The organism is Salipiger sp. ABN3_019 (assembly GCF_056158605.1).
Map to the genome: position 1 here is coordinate 1,568,646 of NZ_JBSWTP010000009.1, position 17,430 is coordinate 1,586,075.

Below are 17,430 nucleotides of genomic sequence, written 5' to 3' on the forward strand. Positions count from 1 at the left end.
TCCAAATACGCCGGGGGTGAGCCCGAAGGGCGAGGGGGCAGCGCCCCCTCAGGCTCCCTCTGGCCCCCTCTGGCGTGATCAGCGCGGCAGCGCCGCGGCTTCCTTGGCGAGCGCCACGATGCCATCCCAGTCGCCCGCCTGCATGAGGTCCTTGGGCGCGACCCACGACCCGCCGCAGCACAGAACGTTCTTCAGCGACAGGTAGTCGCCGACGTTCTTCATGCTGACGCCGCCGGTGGGGCAGAATTTGACCTGCGGGATCGGCGCGCCGATGGCCTTGAGCGCCGGGGCGCCGCCATTGGCCTCGGCAGGGAAGAATTTCTGCACGGTATAGCCGCGCTCGAGCAGCGCCATCGCCTCGGAGGCGGTGGCGGCGCCGGGCAGCAGCGGCAGATCCGCCGCCTCGCAGGCGTCGAGGATCTTATCCGTCGCGCCCGGCGAGACGCCGAATTTCGCCCCGGCCTCGACCGCGGCTTTCACGTCCTCGGGGGTCAGCAGCGTGCCCGCGCCGACCACGCCGCCGTCGACCTTGGCCATCTCGCGGATGGCGTCCAGCGCCACCGGGGTGCGCAGCGTGACCTCCAGCACCGGCAGGCCGCCGGCCACCAGCGCCTCGGCCAGCGGGCGGGCATGGGCGACGTCGTCGATCACCAGCACCGGGATCACCGGGGCGAGCTTGCAGAGGGCTTCGTTGGAGCGGCTGGCGTCCTGGGGAGTCATGGGCGGGGCCTTTGTCTGGATGTCGGAAGGACCGGATCGGTCAGCTATTGAGTATTTTCAGAAAGATGAAAGGGCAAGGGCGGCGCTTTGTGAGCGCCGGCGTCAGACCACCACCGCCGCGCCGTTGGAGGCGAGGCCGACGTTCTGGCGGAAGGCCTCGAACAGCTCGCGCCCGACGCCGTGGCCGTTGCCCGAGAGATCCGCGGTGGCGCTCTCGCGGTCCTCGAAGCCCTCGGTGAGACATTGCAGCGTGCCGCTGCCCGCATCAAGCCGCACGATGTCGCCGTCGCGCAGCTTGGCGAGCGGGCCGCCGTCGGCGGCTTCGGGGCAGACGTGGATCGCCGAGGGCACCTTGCCCGACGCGCCGGACATGCGCCCGTCGGTGACCAGCGCCACCTTGAGACCGCGGTCCTGCAGCACCGCCAGCGTCGGCGTCAGGCTGTGCAACTCGGGCATGCCGTTCGACTTCGGCCCTTGGAAACGCACCACGACGATGGTGTCGGAGGTGAACTCGCCCGCCTTGAAGGCGTCTTTCACCTGCGCCTGATCGTGGAAGATGCGCACCGGGGCCTCGACGACGTGATGCTCGGGTTTCACCGCCGAGATCTTCATGATGCCGTGGCCGAGGTTGCCGATCATCTGCTTGAGCCCGCCGCTCTTTTGGAACGGGTCCGAGGCGGGGCGGAGGATCTTGTCGTTCTGACTCGCGCGCGGGGCGTCCTCATAGACGATGGCGCCATCCTTGAGCTTGGGCTCTTGGGTGTAGAGGCTCATGCCGTCACCGGCGACGGTCTTGACGTCCTCATGCATGAGGCCTGCGTCCAGAAGCTCGCCGATCATATATTGCAGCCCGCCCGCGGCGTGGAAGTGGTTCACGTCCGCCAGCCCGTTGGGGTAGACCTTGGCCATCAGCGGCACCGCCTGCGAGATCGCGTCGAAATCCGACAGCTCCAGCGCCACGCCCGCGGCGCGCGCCATGGCCGGAAGGTGCAGCACGAGGTTGGTCGACCCGCCCGTGGCCATCAGCCCGACGATGCCGTTGACGAAGGCCTTGGCGTCGAGCACGTCGCAGACCGGGCGATACTCATTGCCGAGCGCGGTGATCGCCAGCGCCCGTTTCGCCCCGGCTTCGGTCAGCGCATCGCGCAGCGGCGTGTTCGGGTTGATGAAGGAACTGCCGGGCAGGTGCAGACCCATGAACTCCATCAGCATCTGGTTGGAGTTGGCGGTGCCGTAGAACGTGCAGGTGCCGGGGCCGTGGTAGCTCTTCATTTCGGCTTCCATCAGCTTGTCGCGACCAACCTCGCCGGTGGCGTACTGCTGGCGGACCTTGGCTTTCTCGTCGTTCGGCAGGCCGGAGGTCATCGGCCCGGCGGGCAGGAACAGGCCGGGGATATAGCCGAAGGTGGCGGCGGCGATGACGAGGCCGGGCACGATCTTGTCGCAGACGCCGAGGTAGACGGCGGCGTCATAAGTGTTGTGCGAAAGCGAAACGCCGGTGGCCAGCGCGATCACGTCGCGCGAGAAGAGCGAGAGCTCCATGCCGACTTGGCCTTGGGTGACGCCGTCGCACATGGCCGGGACCCCGCCCGCCACCTGCGCCGTGCTGCCGACCGAGCGCGCGGCGCTGCGCAGCAGTTCGGGGTAGCGCTCGTAAGGCTGGTGGGCCGAGAGCATGTCGTTATAGGCAGTGACGATGCCGAGGTTCGGGGCGCGGCCGGTTGCCAGCGCCTGCTGGTCCTGCCCGGTGGCGGCATAGGCGTGGGCCTGATTGCCGCAAGTGAGATGCGCGCGGCGCGGGCCTTCCTCGGCGGCGCGGCGCATACGGTCGAGATAGGTGCCGCGGAGTTTCTCCGAGCGGTCCTCGATGTCCTTGGTGACTTTGGCGATGGTGGCGTTGAGCGACATGAGAGGGAGCTCCTTTCGCTGTCCGGCTGGCCCAGCGTGGGCTGCCCGGTCTGGCGTCCTTGCCGTAGCATGTAGCCCGGTTAGCGCTATCAGTAAAGGTCGAAGAACCGCAGCGGGCCGCGGGCCGGGGCCTCCGCGCGAAATTGGGGCAGCGAGGCCGGGCCGGGGCTGACGTCTTTGGCGGACGGACAAAGACCGCGCGCCCGTGCGGGCCAGACCGCGAAGACGCTTCCCAAGTGCCGCGCGCGGCGCTAAAGGGGCGCCATGAGCACCCCTGATATTCCCACCGTCCGCCTCCTTCCCAAAACCAAGCCGCAGGCGCTGCGCCGTGGCTACCCTTGGGTCTATTCCAACGAGATGGTCCTCGACCGCCGCACCAAGAAGCTGCCGGCGGGCACCGTCGCCCTGCTTGAGGACAACGAGCGCAAGCCGCTGGGCCTTGTCGGGCTGACGCCGGACTCGAAGATCACCTGCCGGATGCTCGACCGCGATCCCGAGGCGGTGATCGACAAAGCCTGGTTGGCGGCCAAGCTGACCCGCGCGCTGGAACTGCGCGCGCGGCTCTTCCCGGCACCCTATTACCGGCTGGTGCATGCCGAGGCCGACGGGCTGCCCGGGGTAATCATCGACCGCTTCGGCGACACCGCGGTGATCCAGCCCAACGCCGCTTGGGCCGAGCTGCTGCTGCCGCAGTTGGCCGAGGCGCTGGCCGAGGTCACGGGGGTCACGAATATCCTCAAGAACGCCGGCGGCCGCGGTCGCCAGCTTGAGGGCCTCGACGATCAGGATGCGGTGCTGCTCGGCCAAGCGCCCGAGGCGCCGCTGCCGGTGGAGATGAACGGGGCCACCTATATGGCGGACCTCACCGGCGGTCAGAAGACCGGGCTGTTCTACGACCAGCGCCCGAACCATGGCTTTGCGGCGCGGCTGGCGAACGGGCAGAAAATGCTCGACGTCTTCTCTCACGTCGGCGGTTTCGCTTTGGCGGCGCTGGCGGGCGGCGCGTCGAGCGCGCTGTCGGTGGACGGCTCGGCCTCGGCGCTGGCGCTGGCCGAGGAAGGCGCCAAACGGATGGGCGCGGCGGAGCGCTTTGCGACCCGTCAGGGCGACGCCTTCGACACGCTCGAGGCGCTGGGGCAGGAAGCCGCGCGCTTTGGGCTCGTGGTCTGCGACCCGCCCGCCTTCGCCCCGGCCAAGCCCGCGCTGGAAGCGGGGCTGCGCGCCTATGAGAAGGTCGCGCGCCTCTCGGCGCCGTTGGTCGAGGAGGGCGGCTATCTGGTGCTCTGCTCGTGCAGCCATGCGGCGGATCTGTCGAGCTTCACCGGCGCCTGTCTGCGTGGCATTGGCCGGGCCGGGCGGCGCGCGCAGCTGCTGCACACCGGCTTTGCCGGGCCGGACCATCCGCTGCTGCCGCAGCTGGCGGAGTCGGGCTATCTGAAGGCGCTGGTGTTCCGCCTGTGAGCCAGCCGGTGAAAGTCCTGCTCGACACCTGCGTCATCTACCCGACGGTGATGCGCGAGGTGTTGCTGGGCGTCGCCGCGCAGGGGCTCTTTCAGCCGCTTTGGTCGGCGCGCATCCTCGAGGAATGGGCGCTGGCCTCGCGCAAGCTGGGGCCGATGGGAGAGGTGCAGGCACGCGGCGAGATCGCGCAGGTCCGGGCGGCTTGGCCGACGTCCGAGGTGCGCTATCAGCCCACTATGGAAGACCGGCTCTGGCTGCCCGATCCGGCGGATCTGCACGTGCTGGCGGCGGCCATCTCTGGCAGTGCGGACATCATCGTCACAGAAAATGCCAAGGATTTCCCGCGCGGCATCCTCGCCGAAGAGGGGCTCAGCCGGGTCGATGCCGACGGTTTTCTGCGCGGCATGTTCGAGGCCAATCCGGGCAAGGTGCGGGACGCCTGCGAGGGCGTTCTGGCCGAAGCGCGGCGGCTCTCGGGCGAGGACTGGACCATGCGTAGCCTGCTCAAGAAGGCGCGTCTGCCGCGGCTCGGCAAGGCGCTGGAGGCGGCAGAGTAGGGCGCTGCCGCCGCCAGCTTGGCCAGACCCAGCGATACCGCGGTTTACTTGCCCTGCTCTTCGGGCAGGCTCGGCGTGTCTTCCTCGCGCTTGGCCATCGTCGCCCAGATGCGGTCGCGCGCCGGTTTCGGCAGCGGGTCGCGCTGGTTCTGCAGATGGATATGCACCTTCGAGATGAAATAGGCCGAGACGGGCGCGGTCATGAACAGGAACGCGATGATCAGCAGCTCGTGATACGAGGGCGCATCGGAGGCGAAAGCAAAGAGCACCGAGGCGAGCAGGATCGAGCCTACCCCCAAGGTGGAGGCCTTGGTGGGGGCGTGCAGCCGTGCCATGGGGGCGCGCAACTTCAGCAGGCCCACCGAGCCCACCAGCGTGAACAGCCCGCCGATGACCAGTGCCGCGGCGATGGCGATGTCGATGTAGCCATGGGTCATTCGATGATGTCTCCCCTCAGCACGAAGCGCGCGACCGCCACCGTGGACACAAAGCCCACCATGGCGATGATCAGCGCCGCCTCGAAGTAAATCTGCGTGGCCCCGGCGATGCCGACGAGGATGATCAGCGCCACCGCGTTGATCGACAGCGTGTCGAGCGCAAGGATACGGTCGCCGATGTGCGGCCCTTTGATCAGGCGGATCATCGTCAGCAGCAGCGACAGGCTGACCGCGACGAAGGCGAAGATGAGCGCATAGGTGACGATCATTCGAAAATCTCCTTCAGGCGGCGTTCGTAGCGCTGCTTGATCTTGCGGGCGACCTTCTCGGGGTTGTCGGCGTGCAGCGCATGGACCAGCAGCGCGTGGCCCTCGTCCGACAGATCCACCGAGACGGTGCCCGGTGTCAGGGTGATCGTGCCCGCAAGGGCGGTGATCGCCTCGGGGGTGCGCACGTCGAGCGGGATGCTGATCCATTTCGAATGGATGTCGTCATTGCGCTTGAAGAGCACGATCAGCGCCACGGTGATATTGGCGGTGATGATGTCCCACGCGACGATGAGGCCATAGGGTATCAGCCGCCACGGCCGTGTTACCTGCGGCCTGTCCGGCCAATAGGCGGCGGTGGCGAAGGGCAGCAGCACGCCAAGGATCACGCCGAAGACGAGGCTGTTGACCGACGGATCATTCGACAGAAACTGCCAGACAATCACCAGCGCCACCGACAGCAGCGGATGCGGGAAGAGCCTGCGGATGTAGCGGGTGGCCATCAGTGTCCTCCTTCCGTGCTTTCTGCATCAGCGTCCTCGCCGTGCAGCGCCTCGCCGTCATGCGGCGGGTCTTCATGGGCTTCATCGGCGGGCAGGTGCTTGGCCTCGTTCTCGCCGGTCTCTACGTGGTCGCCGCCGTGTTCATCCCCGTGATCATCACCGTGCGCCTTGATCTCCTTGCCCGGCGTCTCGAGCACGGTTGAGATGTAAGGCTGCGGCGCGAAAAGCTGCTGCGCGGTGGCGTCCAGTTGCCGCGTCACCGGGCCGGAGAAGACGGTCAGCGCGACCAGCAGCGCCACCAGAAGGCCGATCGCGATCATCGGCAGCGGGTGATGGTCGTCGGCGGGGTCATGCACCTCGCGGGCGCCTTGTTCGTCCTCGGGATCATCGACGGTGCCGCAGTTTTCGACGGCCACCTGATGCGACTTCCAAAAGATCGTCGAGCCGGCGCGCGAAAAGCCCACCACGGCGATCAGCGACGAGCCCAGTACCGCTGCCCAGACCCACCATGTCAGCGTGCCTTGCTGCGCGGCTTCGAGGATCAGCAGCTTGCCCAGAAAGCCCGAAAGCGGCGGCAGGCCCGCCATGGCGATCGAGGCTATGAAGAACAGCCCGGCCACCAGCGCGCCGCCCGCCATGGGCAGGGTCTCTTCGATGGTGCCCGCGACGCTGCCGCGACGCTCGCGCACCACGTCGACGATCAGGAACAGCGCCGCCGTCGCCAGCGTCGAGTGCAGCGCATAGTAAAGCGCGGCGGAAATCCCCTCGGGGGTGAACTGCGCCACCGAGGCCAGCAGCATACCCATCGAGCCAACCACCGAGAAGGCCACCAGACGGCCGATCTCGCGCGTGCCCAGAACGCCGATCATGCCGATCACCAGCGTGATCAGCGCCAGCGGCAGCAGCCATTCCTCATGCGCGCCCTGCACCAGCGGCAGCGAGGGCGGGAAGACCAGCGTGTAAAAGCGGATGATGCTGTAGGCGCCGACCTTGGTCATGATCGCAAAAAGCGCGGCGACCGGGGCGGGGGCGTTGGCATAGCTCGACGGCAGCCAGAAGTGCAGCGGCAGCAGCGCCGCCTTCACCGCGAAGACCAGCAGCAGCAGCACCGCGGCGACCCGCAGCCCGGCGGAATTCTCGGGGTCCATCTGCTGCACGCGCTGCGCCAAATCGGCGAGGTTCAGCGTGCCCGCCTGCGAATAAAGCGTGCCGAGCGCGAAGAGAAACAGCGTCGAGCCCAAGAGGTTGTAGAGCATGTACTGCACGCCCGAGCGGGTGCGTGTGGCTCCGCCCGAGTGGATCATCAGGCCATAAGAGGCGATCAGCAGCACTTCGAAGAAGACGAAGAGGTTGAAGGCGTCGCCGGTCAGGAACGCGCCCATGATCCCCATGATCTGGAACTGAAAGAGCGCGTGAAAATGCTGCCCGCGTTTATCCCAGCCGGAGCCGATGGCGTAGATCAGCACCGGCAGCGCCAGCACCGCGGTCAGCAGCACCATGGTCGTCGACAGCCGGTCGGCGACCAGCACGATGCCGAAGGGGGCCTGCCAGTGACCCAGCTGGTAAAGCGTGATCGTGCCGTCCGAGGCCTGCATGTAAAGGCCGATGGAAATCGCCAGCAGCGCCACCAGCGAGCCCAGCGAGAACACCCGCTGCAGGCTGTCGTGGAAACGGGCGGCGAGGACGATGGTGGCGGCCATCATGGCCGGCAGCACCACGGGGGCGATGATCCAGTGCATCATGCGCGGGACTCCTTCTCGTCGGCCGGGCCTTCAGCAGGCTCATCTCCGGCGCGGCGTTCGCTGGCCAGAGCCTGCGCCTCGTCCACATGGTCGTCATCGGCGTTCAGGTAAGAGGCGAGGGCGATCATCACCACCACGGCGGTCATCCCGAAGGAGATCACGATGGCGGTCAGCACCAGCGCCTGCGGCAGCGGGTCGGTATAGCTTGTGGCATCGTCGCGCAGAATGGGGGGCTGGTTGATCACCAGCCGACCCGAGGCGAAGAGGAACATGTTGACGGCATAGGTCAGCAGCGAGGTGCCAAGGATCACCGGGAAGGTGCGCTTGCGCATGACCAGATAGATCCCCGCGGCGGTAAGCACGCCAATGGCGGTTGCGATGAGGAACTCCATGGATCAGGCCTCTCCGGTTTCGGTGTCGCGCGAGGGGTCGATGTCCATCGCGTGCTCGCTGGTCTCGGTATCGGCGCGGCGGGCGAGGCGCGAGAAGCTCTCGAGCGACAGCATCACGGCACCCACGACCGACAGGAACACACCCAGATCGAAGGCCATGGCGGAGGCCAGCTCGAATTTCTCGAGCCCCGGCAGCTTCACGTAGCCGAAGGTCGAGGTCAGGAAGGGGCGGCTGAACAGCCACGCGCCGATCCCGGTCAGCCCGGCGATCAGCACGCCCGCGCCGATCACCCCGTGGTAGGGGTAGCGCTGGCGGTCGTTGGCCCAGGAAAAGCCCGAGGCCATGTACTGCATCACCACCGCAATCGACACCACGAGGCCCGACACAAAGCCGCCGCCGGGCTCGTTATGGCCGCGCAGGAAGATGTAGATGCCGACCATCAGCAGCACCGGCAGCAGCAGTCGCGTGACCACCACCATGATCAGCGGGTGCGCGTCGCCGGCCTGTTTCTGGTCGGGCACGCGGTTGAGCAGGCGGGCGCGGACGGGGCCGGACAGCAGCGCCTCGGTCACCGCGTAGATCACCAGAGCGGCGATCCCCAGCACGATGATCTCGCCGAAGGTATCAAAGCCCCGGAAGTCCACGAGGATCACGTTCACCACATTGGTGCCACCACCCCCGGCGTAGGAATTCTCGAGCATGTAGTCCGAGATCGTGCCGAGCGAGAAATCGCGGCGCAGGATGGCATAGGTCAGCCCTGCGGTGCCAAGACCGGCAAGTACCGCCAGCGCGCCGTCGCGGAGGCGACGGGCCGAGGTGGATTCGATGGGGGTGGTGTTGGGCAGAAAGTTCAGCGCCAGCAGCAGCAGGATGATCGTCACCACCTCGACCGAGATCTGCGTCAGCGCGAGGTCCGGCGCCGAAAGGTAGTTGAAGGCGATCGACACCATGGTGCCGATCACGCCCATCAGGATCAGCGCGACCAGACGGTTGCGGTGGAACAGCACGATCAGCGTGGTGGCGGTGAGGATGAGGATCCATCCCGCCAGCGGCAGCGGCTGGATGGGCAGGATCTCGCGGGTGACCGGGCCGACGGATCCGGTGAACCACGCATGCGCGGCAGCGGCCAGCACGGTGACGGTGAAGATCGTCGCATACCGCGAGAAGCTGCCGTTGTGCATGCCCTGCGTCAGCCGCTCGGAGCCGCGCGCACAGGCATCGACCAGCGCTTCGAAGATGCGCTTGGCCTCGGGGCGGGGCGCCGCGTCCCAGCCCTTCAGCAGCGGCGTGAAAAGCGCCAGCAGGATCAGGCCGCCGACCGTGGCGATCACCGACATGATCAACGCCGGGGTGATCCCATGCCACAGCGCCAGATGCGCGCCGGGCACTTCGCCCTCGGCGCCGATGACGGCGGAGGTGACGCGCTTCACCACAGGTTCGGCAAGGAAGGGCAGGCAGCCCACGGTGACGACGATCAGGCCAAGAAACGCGGGCGGTCCCCACATGCCGAAATTCGGGTCATGCGGCTTGTGCGGATAGTCGTCGCGGGTCTTGCCAAGGAAGGCATGGGCGATGAAGCGAAAGCTGTAGGCCGCCGAAAAGATCGCCCCCAGCGTTGCCAGCGCCGGCACCAGCCAATGCGAGCCGAAAAGGACGGTGTGCGAGGCTTCTTCGAGGAACATTTCCTTCGACAAAAAGCCGTTGAACAGGGGAATGCCAGCCATGGCCAGCGCGCCGACGATCGCGATGGTCGCGGTCACGGGCATCAGGTGGCGCAGCCCGCCAAGACGGCGGATGTCGCGGGTGTGCGCCTCGTGATCGACGATGCCCGCCGTCATGAAGAGCGAGCATTTGAACGCAGCGTGGTTGAGGATGTGAAACACCGCCGCCATCGCGCCATAGGACGTGCCGGTGCCCAAAAGCATGGTGATCAGGCCAAGGTGCGAGACCGTCGAGAAGGCCAGCAGCGCCTTCAGGTCGTGCTTGAAGAGGCCGATGACAGCGCCCAGCACCATGGTCACCAGACCCGCCGTGGTGACGATCCAGAACCATTCGTCGCTGCCCGCCAGCGCGGGCCAGAGCCGCGCCATCAGGAAGATGCCCGCCTTCACCATCGTCGCCGAATGCAGATAGGACGACACCGGCGTCGGCGCGGCCATCGCGTGCGGCAGCCAGAAGTGGAAGGGGAATTGCGCCGACTTGGTGAAACAGCCCAGCAGGATCAGCAGCAGCGCCGGAACGTAATAGGGCGAGGCTTGGATCACGTCGCGCCGCGCGAGGATCTCGGTGATCTCGTAGGTGCCCGCCGCCGAGCCCAGAAGAAGCATGCCGCCGATCAGCGCCAGCCCGCCCATGCCGGTCACGGTCAGCGCCATACGCGCGCCCTGACGGCCCTCGGGCAGATGTTTCCAAAAGCCGATCAGCAGGAAGGACGACAGCGAGGTCAGCTCCCAGAAGATCAGCAACAGCAGGATGTTGTTCGACAGGACGATGCCCACCATCGCGCCCTGAAAGAGCAGCAGATAGGTGTAGAACTCGCCCATATTGTCATCGCGCGTCAGGTAATAGCGGGCGTAAATGATCACCAGCGCACCGATCCCGAGGATCAGCGCGGCAAACATCATGCCCAGCCCGTCGAGGAAGAGCGTCACGTTCAGGCCGATGGAGGGCATCCATGCGACCGAGGCGGTGACGGTCTCTCCGGCCCAGACGGCGGGCAGGTGGGTGATCAGGCCAAGCAGCGCTGCGAGGGTGACGAACAGGGTCGCCATTCCGCAGGCGCGCCGGCCCGCCTGAATCATCAGACCCGGAAGCAAGGCTCCGAGGAAGGGCAGGAGCGCGATGATAAATAGTGACATGAAACTCCCTGATCGTCGTTGGCGGCGTCGAGAGAAGGCAGCCGATTTCACACGGTATCACAACCCGAAAACGGCTACGCTGACGTGAATTTTAGCAAAGTTAGCCGAATTCTAACGGTAATGTCAGGATTAAAAATTCCACCGAACTATTGCGATTGTTACCATCGGTTACTATGGCCATGAGCCCCGTGAGGACATGTGATGTTTCTGTGATACATCTTTTGGTTGCACGGTTGGTGTGCGTATTTGACGCAGGGTTGCGGCGGCCGACTCCGGTGGTGCTTTGCACGGAATTCTGCATTGCCGTGCGGCGGTTTGCGAGATGGCTCCTCCGTTAGCGCGTGGCAGGGCTGGCCGGGTGGCCCCTTCGCCTTGTCTGCCGCTCTGGGGGCTGCTACTTCGGCTTGTAAGCTCAATCCCCGATGCATTTCATCAGGAACAACGCGAGGCAGGCAGCAGTGGCGCAACCCCGTCTGGAGGTCCGAAATCTCGTCCGGCGTTTCGAGGGGCGCGCGGTTGTCGATGATGTCTCGCTCAGCATCGAGCCGGGGGATGTGACCTGCCTGCTGGGGCCGTCGGGCTGCGGCAAGTCGACGACGCTGCGGATGATCGCCGGGGTCGACATGCAGGACAGCGGCTCGATCCACGTCGACGGCACGCTCGTGTGCGACACGGTGTTTCGCATCCCGCCCGAGCGCCGCGCAATCGGGCTGATGTTTCAGGATTTCGCGCTCTTCCCGCATCTGTCGGTGGGCGAGAATGTCGCCTTCGGCCTCAAGGGCTCGGCAAGTGCCAAGAAGGCGCGGGCGCTGGAACTTCTGGACCGGGTTGGCCTTGGGCATTTCATCGACGAATACCCGCACCAGCTTTCGGGCGGCGAGCAGCAGCGCGTGGCGCTGGCGCGCGCGCTGGCGCCCAGGCCGCGCATCATGCTGATGGACGAGCCTTTCTCGGGCCTCGACAACCGTCTGCGCGACGGCATCCGCGACGAGACGCTGGCGCTGCTGAAGGAAGAGGGCACCTCGGTTCTGCTGGTCACCCATGAGCCCGAAGAGGCCATGCGCATGGCCGATGAGATCGCCCTAATGCGCGGCGGCAAGATCGTCCAGCGCGGTGCGCCCTACAACATCTACAACGCGCCGGCGGATAAGGCGGCGGTGGCTTTTTTCAGCGATATCAACGCGCTGAGCGGCAAAGTTCAGGGCGCGCTTGCACAGACGCCCTTTGGCCCGTTCCTTGCGCCGGGCGTGCCCGATGGCGAGAAGGTGGATATTGTCTTCCGCCCGCAGCACGTGGGGATCGACTTTGACCGGGGCGGGCGCGGCCCGAACCCGACGCAGATGGCGGGCACCCCGGCGCGCGGCGTGGTCGAGCGCGCGCGCTTCATGGGCTCGGAAAGCCTTGTGGAGTTCCGCATGGATTTCGACGGCGGCATGATCAAGGCCACGGTGCCGAATGTCTTCCTGCCGAAACCCGGTACGCCGCTTTGGCTGACCGTGCGGCGCGACCGCTGCTTCGTGTTCCCCGCGACGGCCTGAGGCCGGATCGAAGCTCTTCAGGCCAGCGCGGCCAGCGACAGCAGCGATAGCGCGCTGGTCCAGATCGTCACCGCGGCGATGCGGTCGGTGCGCGTGCCATGCAGCAGCGCCAGCGCGAAGGCCATGGCGCCCGAGGGTCCGGCGGCGAGCAGGGTGAACTGTGCCTGCCATTGCCCAGCGACGCCCGCGAGCCACAGCGCCAGAGTCACCAGCAGCGGGAAGCCGAAGAGTTTCAGCGCCGCAAAGCTCACCACCACCGGCGAGGGCTTCAGGCTCTGTCCCGAGAGCAGCAGGCCGAGCGCGAAGAGCACCAGCGGCGCGGTGCCAGCCCCGGCAAAATCGCAGGCGGTGCGGATCGGCTCCGGCAGCGGCAGGCCAGAAAGGTTCACGGCGATGCCCAGCACGATAGAGATCAGCGTGGGATTGACCGAAAGGCGCTTCAGCGCGGGCAGCGGTCCGGCCGAGGGGCGGGCGATCAGGTCGGAGCTGATGATGAAGAAGGCAAAGGCGATCGCCGTGTCCCATGCGACCACGGCAGTCACCGGCAGCGCGCCGCTTTCGCCGTAGATCAGCAGCGAGATCGGACGGATATAAAGCAGCGAGTTGACGAAGATCACCGTCATCGCCAGCAGCCAAGCCTCCAGCGGCTCGCAGCGGAAAAGCCGCCGCGCCAGCGCGTAGCAGGCGGCGAAGGCTGCGGCCTCGCAGGCCCCATAGGTGAGCAGGGCGCGCAGGTCGAAATCGGCGAAGGGCACGGTGGCGATCAGCGGAAAGATCAGCCCCGGTTGCAGCACCATCAGCGCGATGCGGTTCGCCGAGGCCGCGTCTTGCCGGGTGAAAATCTGCCGCCTGCCAAGGGCAAAGCCGAGCGCCAGCAGCGCAAAGACCGGCAGGATATCATGGGTGAGGACAGTGAGCATGGTGTTCCGGTCTTGGTATACCAAGGTTGGATCAGGCCCCGCGCGCCGGGTCAAGGTGCACTCAGGTCTGCACTTCGCTCTGCGGCGCGCCCGGAAAATGTTTTGCCCGCAGGGCGGGCAGGTCCATGCGGCAGCGGCGCAGCAGCCCATGCCGGTCCAGCCGCTCGGTCAATTCGGGCGTGGCGGTGCAGACCTCATCATAGAAGGCGCGCAAAGCCTCCTCGCCGCCGGCCGCTTCGATCATCGCGAAAAGCTGGTGCAGGCTCACCGCCTCTGTCCCGCGCACCTGCGGTTTCAGCTCGGCTCGGTAGGAGCCGCGCGCCAGCCGAAAGCGGTAGGCCTCCAGAAAATGCGCCCAGTCGGCGGCGTGGAAGTGCCCCAGCTCGGTCTCGGGCAGGGGGCGCTCTCCGGGGTTCATCTGATCGCCGAGCAGGACGTTGTGGATGCGGATCTCCAGCCCCTCGGTGCCCGGGCGGAAGAACAGCTTTCCCGCCACATGGCTGAGGAAGCCGCCCGAAAGATGCCGCCCCCATGTGGGAAAGCACGCCTCGGCGGCGCTCTGGCGGGCCTTCTGTTCGAGATGGAAGGCTTTGAACAGCGTCTCTGCCCCCTCATCTCCGGACGCAGGGGCCAGCGCCTCGACCGGGCGGACGCGGGCGCAGAGGCAATCTGCGGGCAGGGCGGCAAGCTGATCGGCCAGCGGGCGCGCGGGCAGCAGAAACTCATCCACATCCACATGCGCCAGCCAGTCGGTCTCGGGCTTGCGGTTACTCGCGTGCCGGGCGTTGCGGCACTGGCGGACCTGATGCTTGTCGGGGCGTTTTCCGCGCTTTTGCCACCACGCGTCGTCGGTGGTGAAGACGCGCAGCTTGGGGTGGGACGAGAGCACCGCCTCGGCCTGCGGGGCCGGCGCGTCGAGGTAGATGTAAAGCCGGTGCGCGCCCTGCTCGAGATGCCACGCGGCAAAGTCGAGAATGCGCGGCAGCGCGGCATTGGTGGTGGTGACCGTGCCCCAGCGGATCACGGCAGCTCTCCGAACACGCGGGCGACGGCCGCATCGGGATCGAAGCTTTGCTCAATCAGCATGCCTTGCTGCGCGAGGCGCGCCCGCAGATCCGGCGTGTCGGCGCAGACCTCGTCAAACAGCGCCCGCAGACCGGCCTCGCCCTCTTCGTCGAGAAGATATTGGATCAGCTCGGCCTGACCCATCTCGGGCCGCTCCGAGCTGCGGCGGTAAGACCCGAGGCTGCGGCGGAAGTCGAGATGCGCGCGGAAGCCCTGCCACGAGGGCGCGTGCAGATGCCCCAGCCAGACGTCGCTCAGCCGGTGACGGTTGCTGGCTTCCTCGCCGCGGAATTTCAGCGTGTGAATGCCAAGCCGCGTGTCGTCGATCCCGGTGCGGGCAAAGACCTTGCCGGAACTGTGCGAAAGAAAGCCGCCGTAGAGATGCGCGCCGAAGGTGGGGTAGACGTCCTGCAGCACCGATTTCGGACGCCCGGCGTGCTTGTGGGTGGTCTTGAAACGCTGCGGCAGACCGGCCTCGGGGGCCAGCGCCTCGGCAGGGGCGACGCGGGCAAAGGCGGCGCTCATCGGGACCTCGGCCAGAAGCTCGGGGATCGGGCGCTGCGACAGCAGGAATTCATCCACATCCACATGCGCCAGCCAGTGCAAGCCATGCCCCGCGCGCAGGCTTTGCGTGGCGTTATAGGCTTGGCGCAGCTGATGCGCCTCGGGGCGGGGACGGCCGGTCTGCGCCCAATAGGCGGTGTCGCACTGCACGATCCGCACCGAGGGGTGGCGGGTGAGAACGGCGGCGGTCTCTTCATCGGGCGCATCGAGATGGATGTGCAGCAGATGCGCCCCAAGCTCGATGTGATGCGCGGCAAAGCGGGCGATGTCGCGCAGCGGCGCGCGGATGGTCGAGGTCAGGCCCCAGCGCAGCGTTTCCGGCGTCAGGCCGCGATGGCTTTGCGGCACCGGCGCGACATTGGCCGCGGCATTGCTTTTGGCGGGGGTGGCCTGCCGGCGCGTCTGCCGCTGCCGCATGATGCGCAGGCGGCGAAACACCGTGCGCTCGTCGCAGATCAGAAGCTCCAGCAGATGGTGCGCAAGCGGGCGGATCACCGGATCACCCTCGGCCTCCATCCACAGCCGTCCGATCAGGTTCACATCGAGCCCGCCGCTGGGCAGCGAATAGCTGTCCATCTCCAGCGGCAGCGGGCTGCGCGCCTTACCGTCGAGCGCGAAGGGCCGGTCGGCGGCGAGCCCGGAATAGAGCCGCTCGAACTCATAGAGCTTCATGGTGCCGAAGAGCGCGGTCAGCGCCAGCCCCACCGAGCGCTGCACGAGGCTGAGCCCATGATCGCCGAAGGTGGTGACCGAAGAGACCAGCCAGCGTGGATCGATCTGCGCCAGCAGTGCCGCGCCCTCTTCGGCCCAGAGCCTCTGGAACAGCGCCGGGGCGTGCTCGGGGAAGCTGCGCTTGCGCAGATGCGCGATGAGCAGCGCATTCAGGAACACCAGCTCGGACCGGCCCGTCAGTTCCTTGCGCAGCGCGTGGCGCTTGCGGTGGTAGGACGAGCGGAAGGGCGGGGCTTCTTCGGGGTCGCCATCGGGATCGCCGATGATCCGATCCGCAAGCCCCGCTAGCGGCGTGTCATAGGGCGGCAGCGCCTCGCCGGGGGCATAGTCGATGGCATCGCGCCGGCCTTCCATCTGCGTGAGAATGGCCGCGATTCCGCCGGGATAGCTGGGGGTCTTGTCTGCGCTCATGGGCCGGAGACTGCCGCCAAGCGTGGGCGCGCGCAATTGCCCGAGCAGCGGCGCGGCGCGCATGGCCCGCCCGCGTCGCCTTTCGGCCACGCTGGCGGCGGGGCCTCGGGCGGCCCGCCGCCTCACTCCCCCGCCGCCTCACTCCATGGCAAGGATCATGTTGCGCACCACCGGGTAGATCTCATTCTCCCACCGGCGCCCGTTGAAGACGCCATAGTGGCCGACGTTGGCCTGCAGGTGGTGGCGCTTCAGATGCGGGCGCAGCGACGAACAGAGGTCGTGCGCCGCCGAGGTCTGGCCGAGCCCGCAGATATCGTCGCGCCCGCCTTCGACGGTGAGCAGCGCGGTATGGCGAATGGCAGCGGGGTTCACCTTGCGCCCGCGATAGGTGAACGCGCCCGTCGCCAGTTCGGCCTTCTTGAAGATGCGCTCGATGGTCTCGATGTAGAACTCTTCGGTCAGATCGAGAACGGCGAAATACTCGTCGTAGAATTCCTTCACCTTGCGCGCTTCTTCGGTCTCTCCGGCGGCGAGGTGATCGTAGAGCCGTTTGTGCTGCGCGCGGTGCCGCTCCATGTTCATCGACATGAAGGCGGTGAGTTGCACAAAGCCCGGATAGACCCGTCGACCGGCCCCGGCATAGCGCAGCGGCACGGTGGCGATGACGTTGCGCTCGAACCAGTCGAGCGGCTTTTCATCGGCCAGCGCGTTCACCGTCGTGGGGCTTTCGCGCACATCCACCGGCCCCGCCATCAGCGTCATCGACAGCGGCGTCGCGGGGTTGCGATCCTCCGACATCACCGCAACCGCGGCCAGCGCCTGAACGCAGGGCTGGCAGATGCCAAGAATATGCGCGCCCGGCCCGATCTCTTCGAGAAAGCGGATCACATAGGCGACGTAATCCTCCACCCCGAAAGCACCCGCCGATTTCGGCACGTCGCGGGCGTTCTTCCAGTCGGTGATATAGACGTCGTGGTCGCGCAGCAGCACTTTCACCGTGCCCGCCAGCAGCGTGGCGAAATGCCCCGAGAGCGGCGCGGTCACCAGCACCTTGGGGCGCGGCGTGTCGATCTCCTTGCGAAAATGCAGCAATTGGCCAAACGGCAGGTCGAGCGCCACCTCCTCGCGCACCGGCACGTCGCGGTTGCCGTCGCGCACCGTGGTGATGCCGAAGGCGGGGCGCTCGTGGCTGAGCCGGAACCGGCTGACCATCTCCAGCGCGGCGGCATTGTGCCGCGACAGCTGCGCGAAGGGCCCGGCCAGGCGGGGCATGAACGTCAGCCCATGCAGCGCCGCCATGCGAAAAGGGGCGATAAAATCATCAAGACCTTGGTAGCCTGCGTAGAGCACGTCGA

The 17,430-nt window shown here is 66.8% G+C and carries 15 protein-coding genes; 3 read left to right on the forward strand and 12 right to left on the reverse strand.

Annotated elements, in window-relative coordinates; translation table 11 throughout:
* Positions 1 to 78: 78 nt before the first annotated feature.
* Complete coding sequence (locus ACXAD2_RS15705; protein WP_475171763.1) at positions 79 to 720, reverse strand: bifunctional 4-hydroxy-2-oxoglutarate aldolase/2-dehydro-3-deoxy-phosphogluconate aldolase; 642 nt, start codon at positions 718 to 720, stop codon at positions 79 to 81.
* Positions 721 to 822: 102 nt separating this feature from the next.
* Positions 823 to 2,628 (reverse strand): phosphogluconate dehydratase, encoded by a 1,806-nt coding sequence (gene edd, locus ACXAD2_RS15710; protein WP_475171765.1) that lies wholly within the window; start codon positions 2,626 to 2,628, stop codon positions 823 to 825.
* Between the two features lie 264 nt (positions 2,629 to 2,892).
* Here edd and ACXAD2_RS15715 point away from each other — a divergent pair, with 264 nt between their 5' ends.
* Positions 2,893 to 4,089, forward strand: a complete 1,197-nt coding sequence (locus ACXAD2_RS15715) for an RSP_2647 family RNA methyltransferase (protein ID WP_475171767.1) — start codon at positions 2,893 to 2,895, stop codon at positions 4,087 to 4,089.
* 8 nt (positions 4,090 to 4,097) lie between these two features.
* The gene (locus ACXAD2_RS15720) at positions 4,098 to 4,646 is read left to right on the forward strand and encodes an RSP_2648 family PIN domain-containing protein (protein ID WP_475174904.1); all 549 of its coding nucleotides are present in this window, start codon (positions 4,098 to 4,100) and stop codon (positions 4,644 to 4,646) included.
* Positions 4,647 to 4,690: 44 nt separating this feature from the next.
* On the opposite strand, the gene ACXAD2_RS15725 is transcribed toward ACXAD2_RS15720, so the two are convergent.
* Genes ACXAD2_RS15725 through ACXAD2_RS15750 form a run of 6 tightly spaced genes read right to left on the reverse strand, consistent with a single transcriptional unit; the run spans position 4,691 to position 10,845 of the window.
* Positions 4,691 to 5,083: a Na+/H+ antiporter subunit G gene (locus tag ACXAD2_RS15725; protein ID WP_224899482.1), complete on the reverse strand. Its 393-nt coding sequence runs from the start codon at positions 5,081 to 5,083 to the stop codon at positions 4,691 to 4,693.
* Positions 5,080 to 5,352, reverse strand: a complete 273-nt coding sequence (locus tag ACXAD2_RS15730; RefSeq protein ID WP_203595389.1) for a K+/H+ antiporter subunit F — start codon at positions 5,350 to 5,352, stop codon at positions 5,080 to 5,082. Before ACXAD2_RS15730 ends, ACXAD2_RS15725 begins: the two co-directional genes overlap by 4 nt.
* The gene (locus ACXAD2_RS15735; protein WP_475171769.1) at positions 5,349 to 5,852 is read right to left on the reverse strand and encodes a Na+/H+ antiporter subunit E; all 504 of its coding nucleotides are present in this window, start codon (positions 5,850 to 5,852) and stop codon (positions 5,349 to 5,351) included. Before ACXAD2_RS15735 ends, ACXAD2_RS15730 begins: the two co-directional genes overlap by 4 nt.
* Positions 5,852 to 7,594 carry a monovalent cation/H+ antiporter subunit D gene (locus ACXAD2_RS15740; protein WP_475171772.1) on the reverse strand — a complete coding sequence of 581 codons (1,743 nt, stop codon included), beginning with the start codon at positions 7,592 to 7,594 and terminating at the stop codon, positions 5,852 to 5,854. Before ACXAD2_RS15740 ends, ACXAD2_RS15735 begins: the two co-directional genes overlap by 1 nt.
* Positions 7,591 to 7,986: a Na+/H+ antiporter subunit C gene (locus tag ACXAD2_RS15745; RefSeq protein ID WP_066105600.1), complete on the reverse strand. Its 396-nt coding sequence runs from the start codon at positions 7,984 to 7,986 to the stop codon at positions 7,591 to 7,593. Before ACXAD2_RS15745 ends, ACXAD2_RS15740 begins: the two co-directional genes overlap by 4 nt.
* Before the next feature lie 3 nt (positions 7,987 to 7,989).
* Entirely contained in the window at positions 7,990 to 10,845 is a 2,856-nt protein-coding gene (locus ACXAD2_RS15750) for a monovalent cation/H+ antiporter subunit A (RefSeq protein WP_475171773.1), read from the reverse strand.
* A 422-nt stretch (positions 10,846 to 11,267) separates the two neighbouring features.
* Here ACXAD2_RS15750 and ACXAD2_RS15755 point away from each other — a divergent pair, with 422 nt between their 5' ends.
* On the forward strand, positions 11,268 to 12,383 hold the full coding sequence (locus tag ACXAD2_RS15755) for an ABC transporter ATP-binding protein (RefSeq protein WP_475171775.1): 1,116 nt from the start codon (positions 11,268 to 11,270) through the stop codon (positions 12,381 to 12,383).
* Positions 12,384 to 12,400: 17 nt separating this feature from the next.
* On the opposite strand, the gene ACXAD2_RS15760 is transcribed toward ACXAD2_RS15755, so the two are convergent.
* The 4 genes from ACXAD2_RS15760 to ACXAD2_RS15775 form a co-directional block, all read right to left on the reverse strand.
* Positions 12,401 to 13,303: an AEC family transporter gene (locus ACXAD2_RS15760; protein ID WP_475171777.1), complete on the reverse strand. Its 903-nt coding sequence runs from the start codon at positions 13,301 to 13,303 to the stop codon at positions 12,401 to 12,403.
* Positions 13,304 to 13,364: 61 nt separating this feature from the next.
* Positions 13,365 to 14,327, reverse strand: coding sequence for a glycosyltransferase family 2 protein (locus ACXAD2_RS15765; protein ID WP_475171779.1), 963 nt, complete (start codon positions 14,325 to 14,327; stop codon positions 13,365 to 13,367).
* Positions 14,324 to 16,075, reverse strand: a complete 1,752-nt coding sequence (locus tag ACXAD2_RS15770; protein WP_475171780.1) for a glycosyltransferase family 2 protein — start codon at positions 16,073 to 16,075, stop codon at positions 14,324 to 14,326. Before ACXAD2_RS15770 ends, ACXAD2_RS15765 begins: the two co-directional genes overlap by 4 nt.
* Before the next feature lie 138 nt (positions 16,076 to 16,213).
* The gene (locus tag ACXAD2_RS15775; RefSeq protein WP_475171782.1) at positions 16,214 to 17,425 is read right to left on the reverse strand and encodes a polyhydroxyalkanoate depolymerase; all 1,212 of its coding nucleotides are present in this window, start codon (positions 17,423 to 17,425) and stop codon (positions 16,214 to 16,216) included.
* Positions 17,426 to 17,430: the final 5 nt, after the last annotated feature.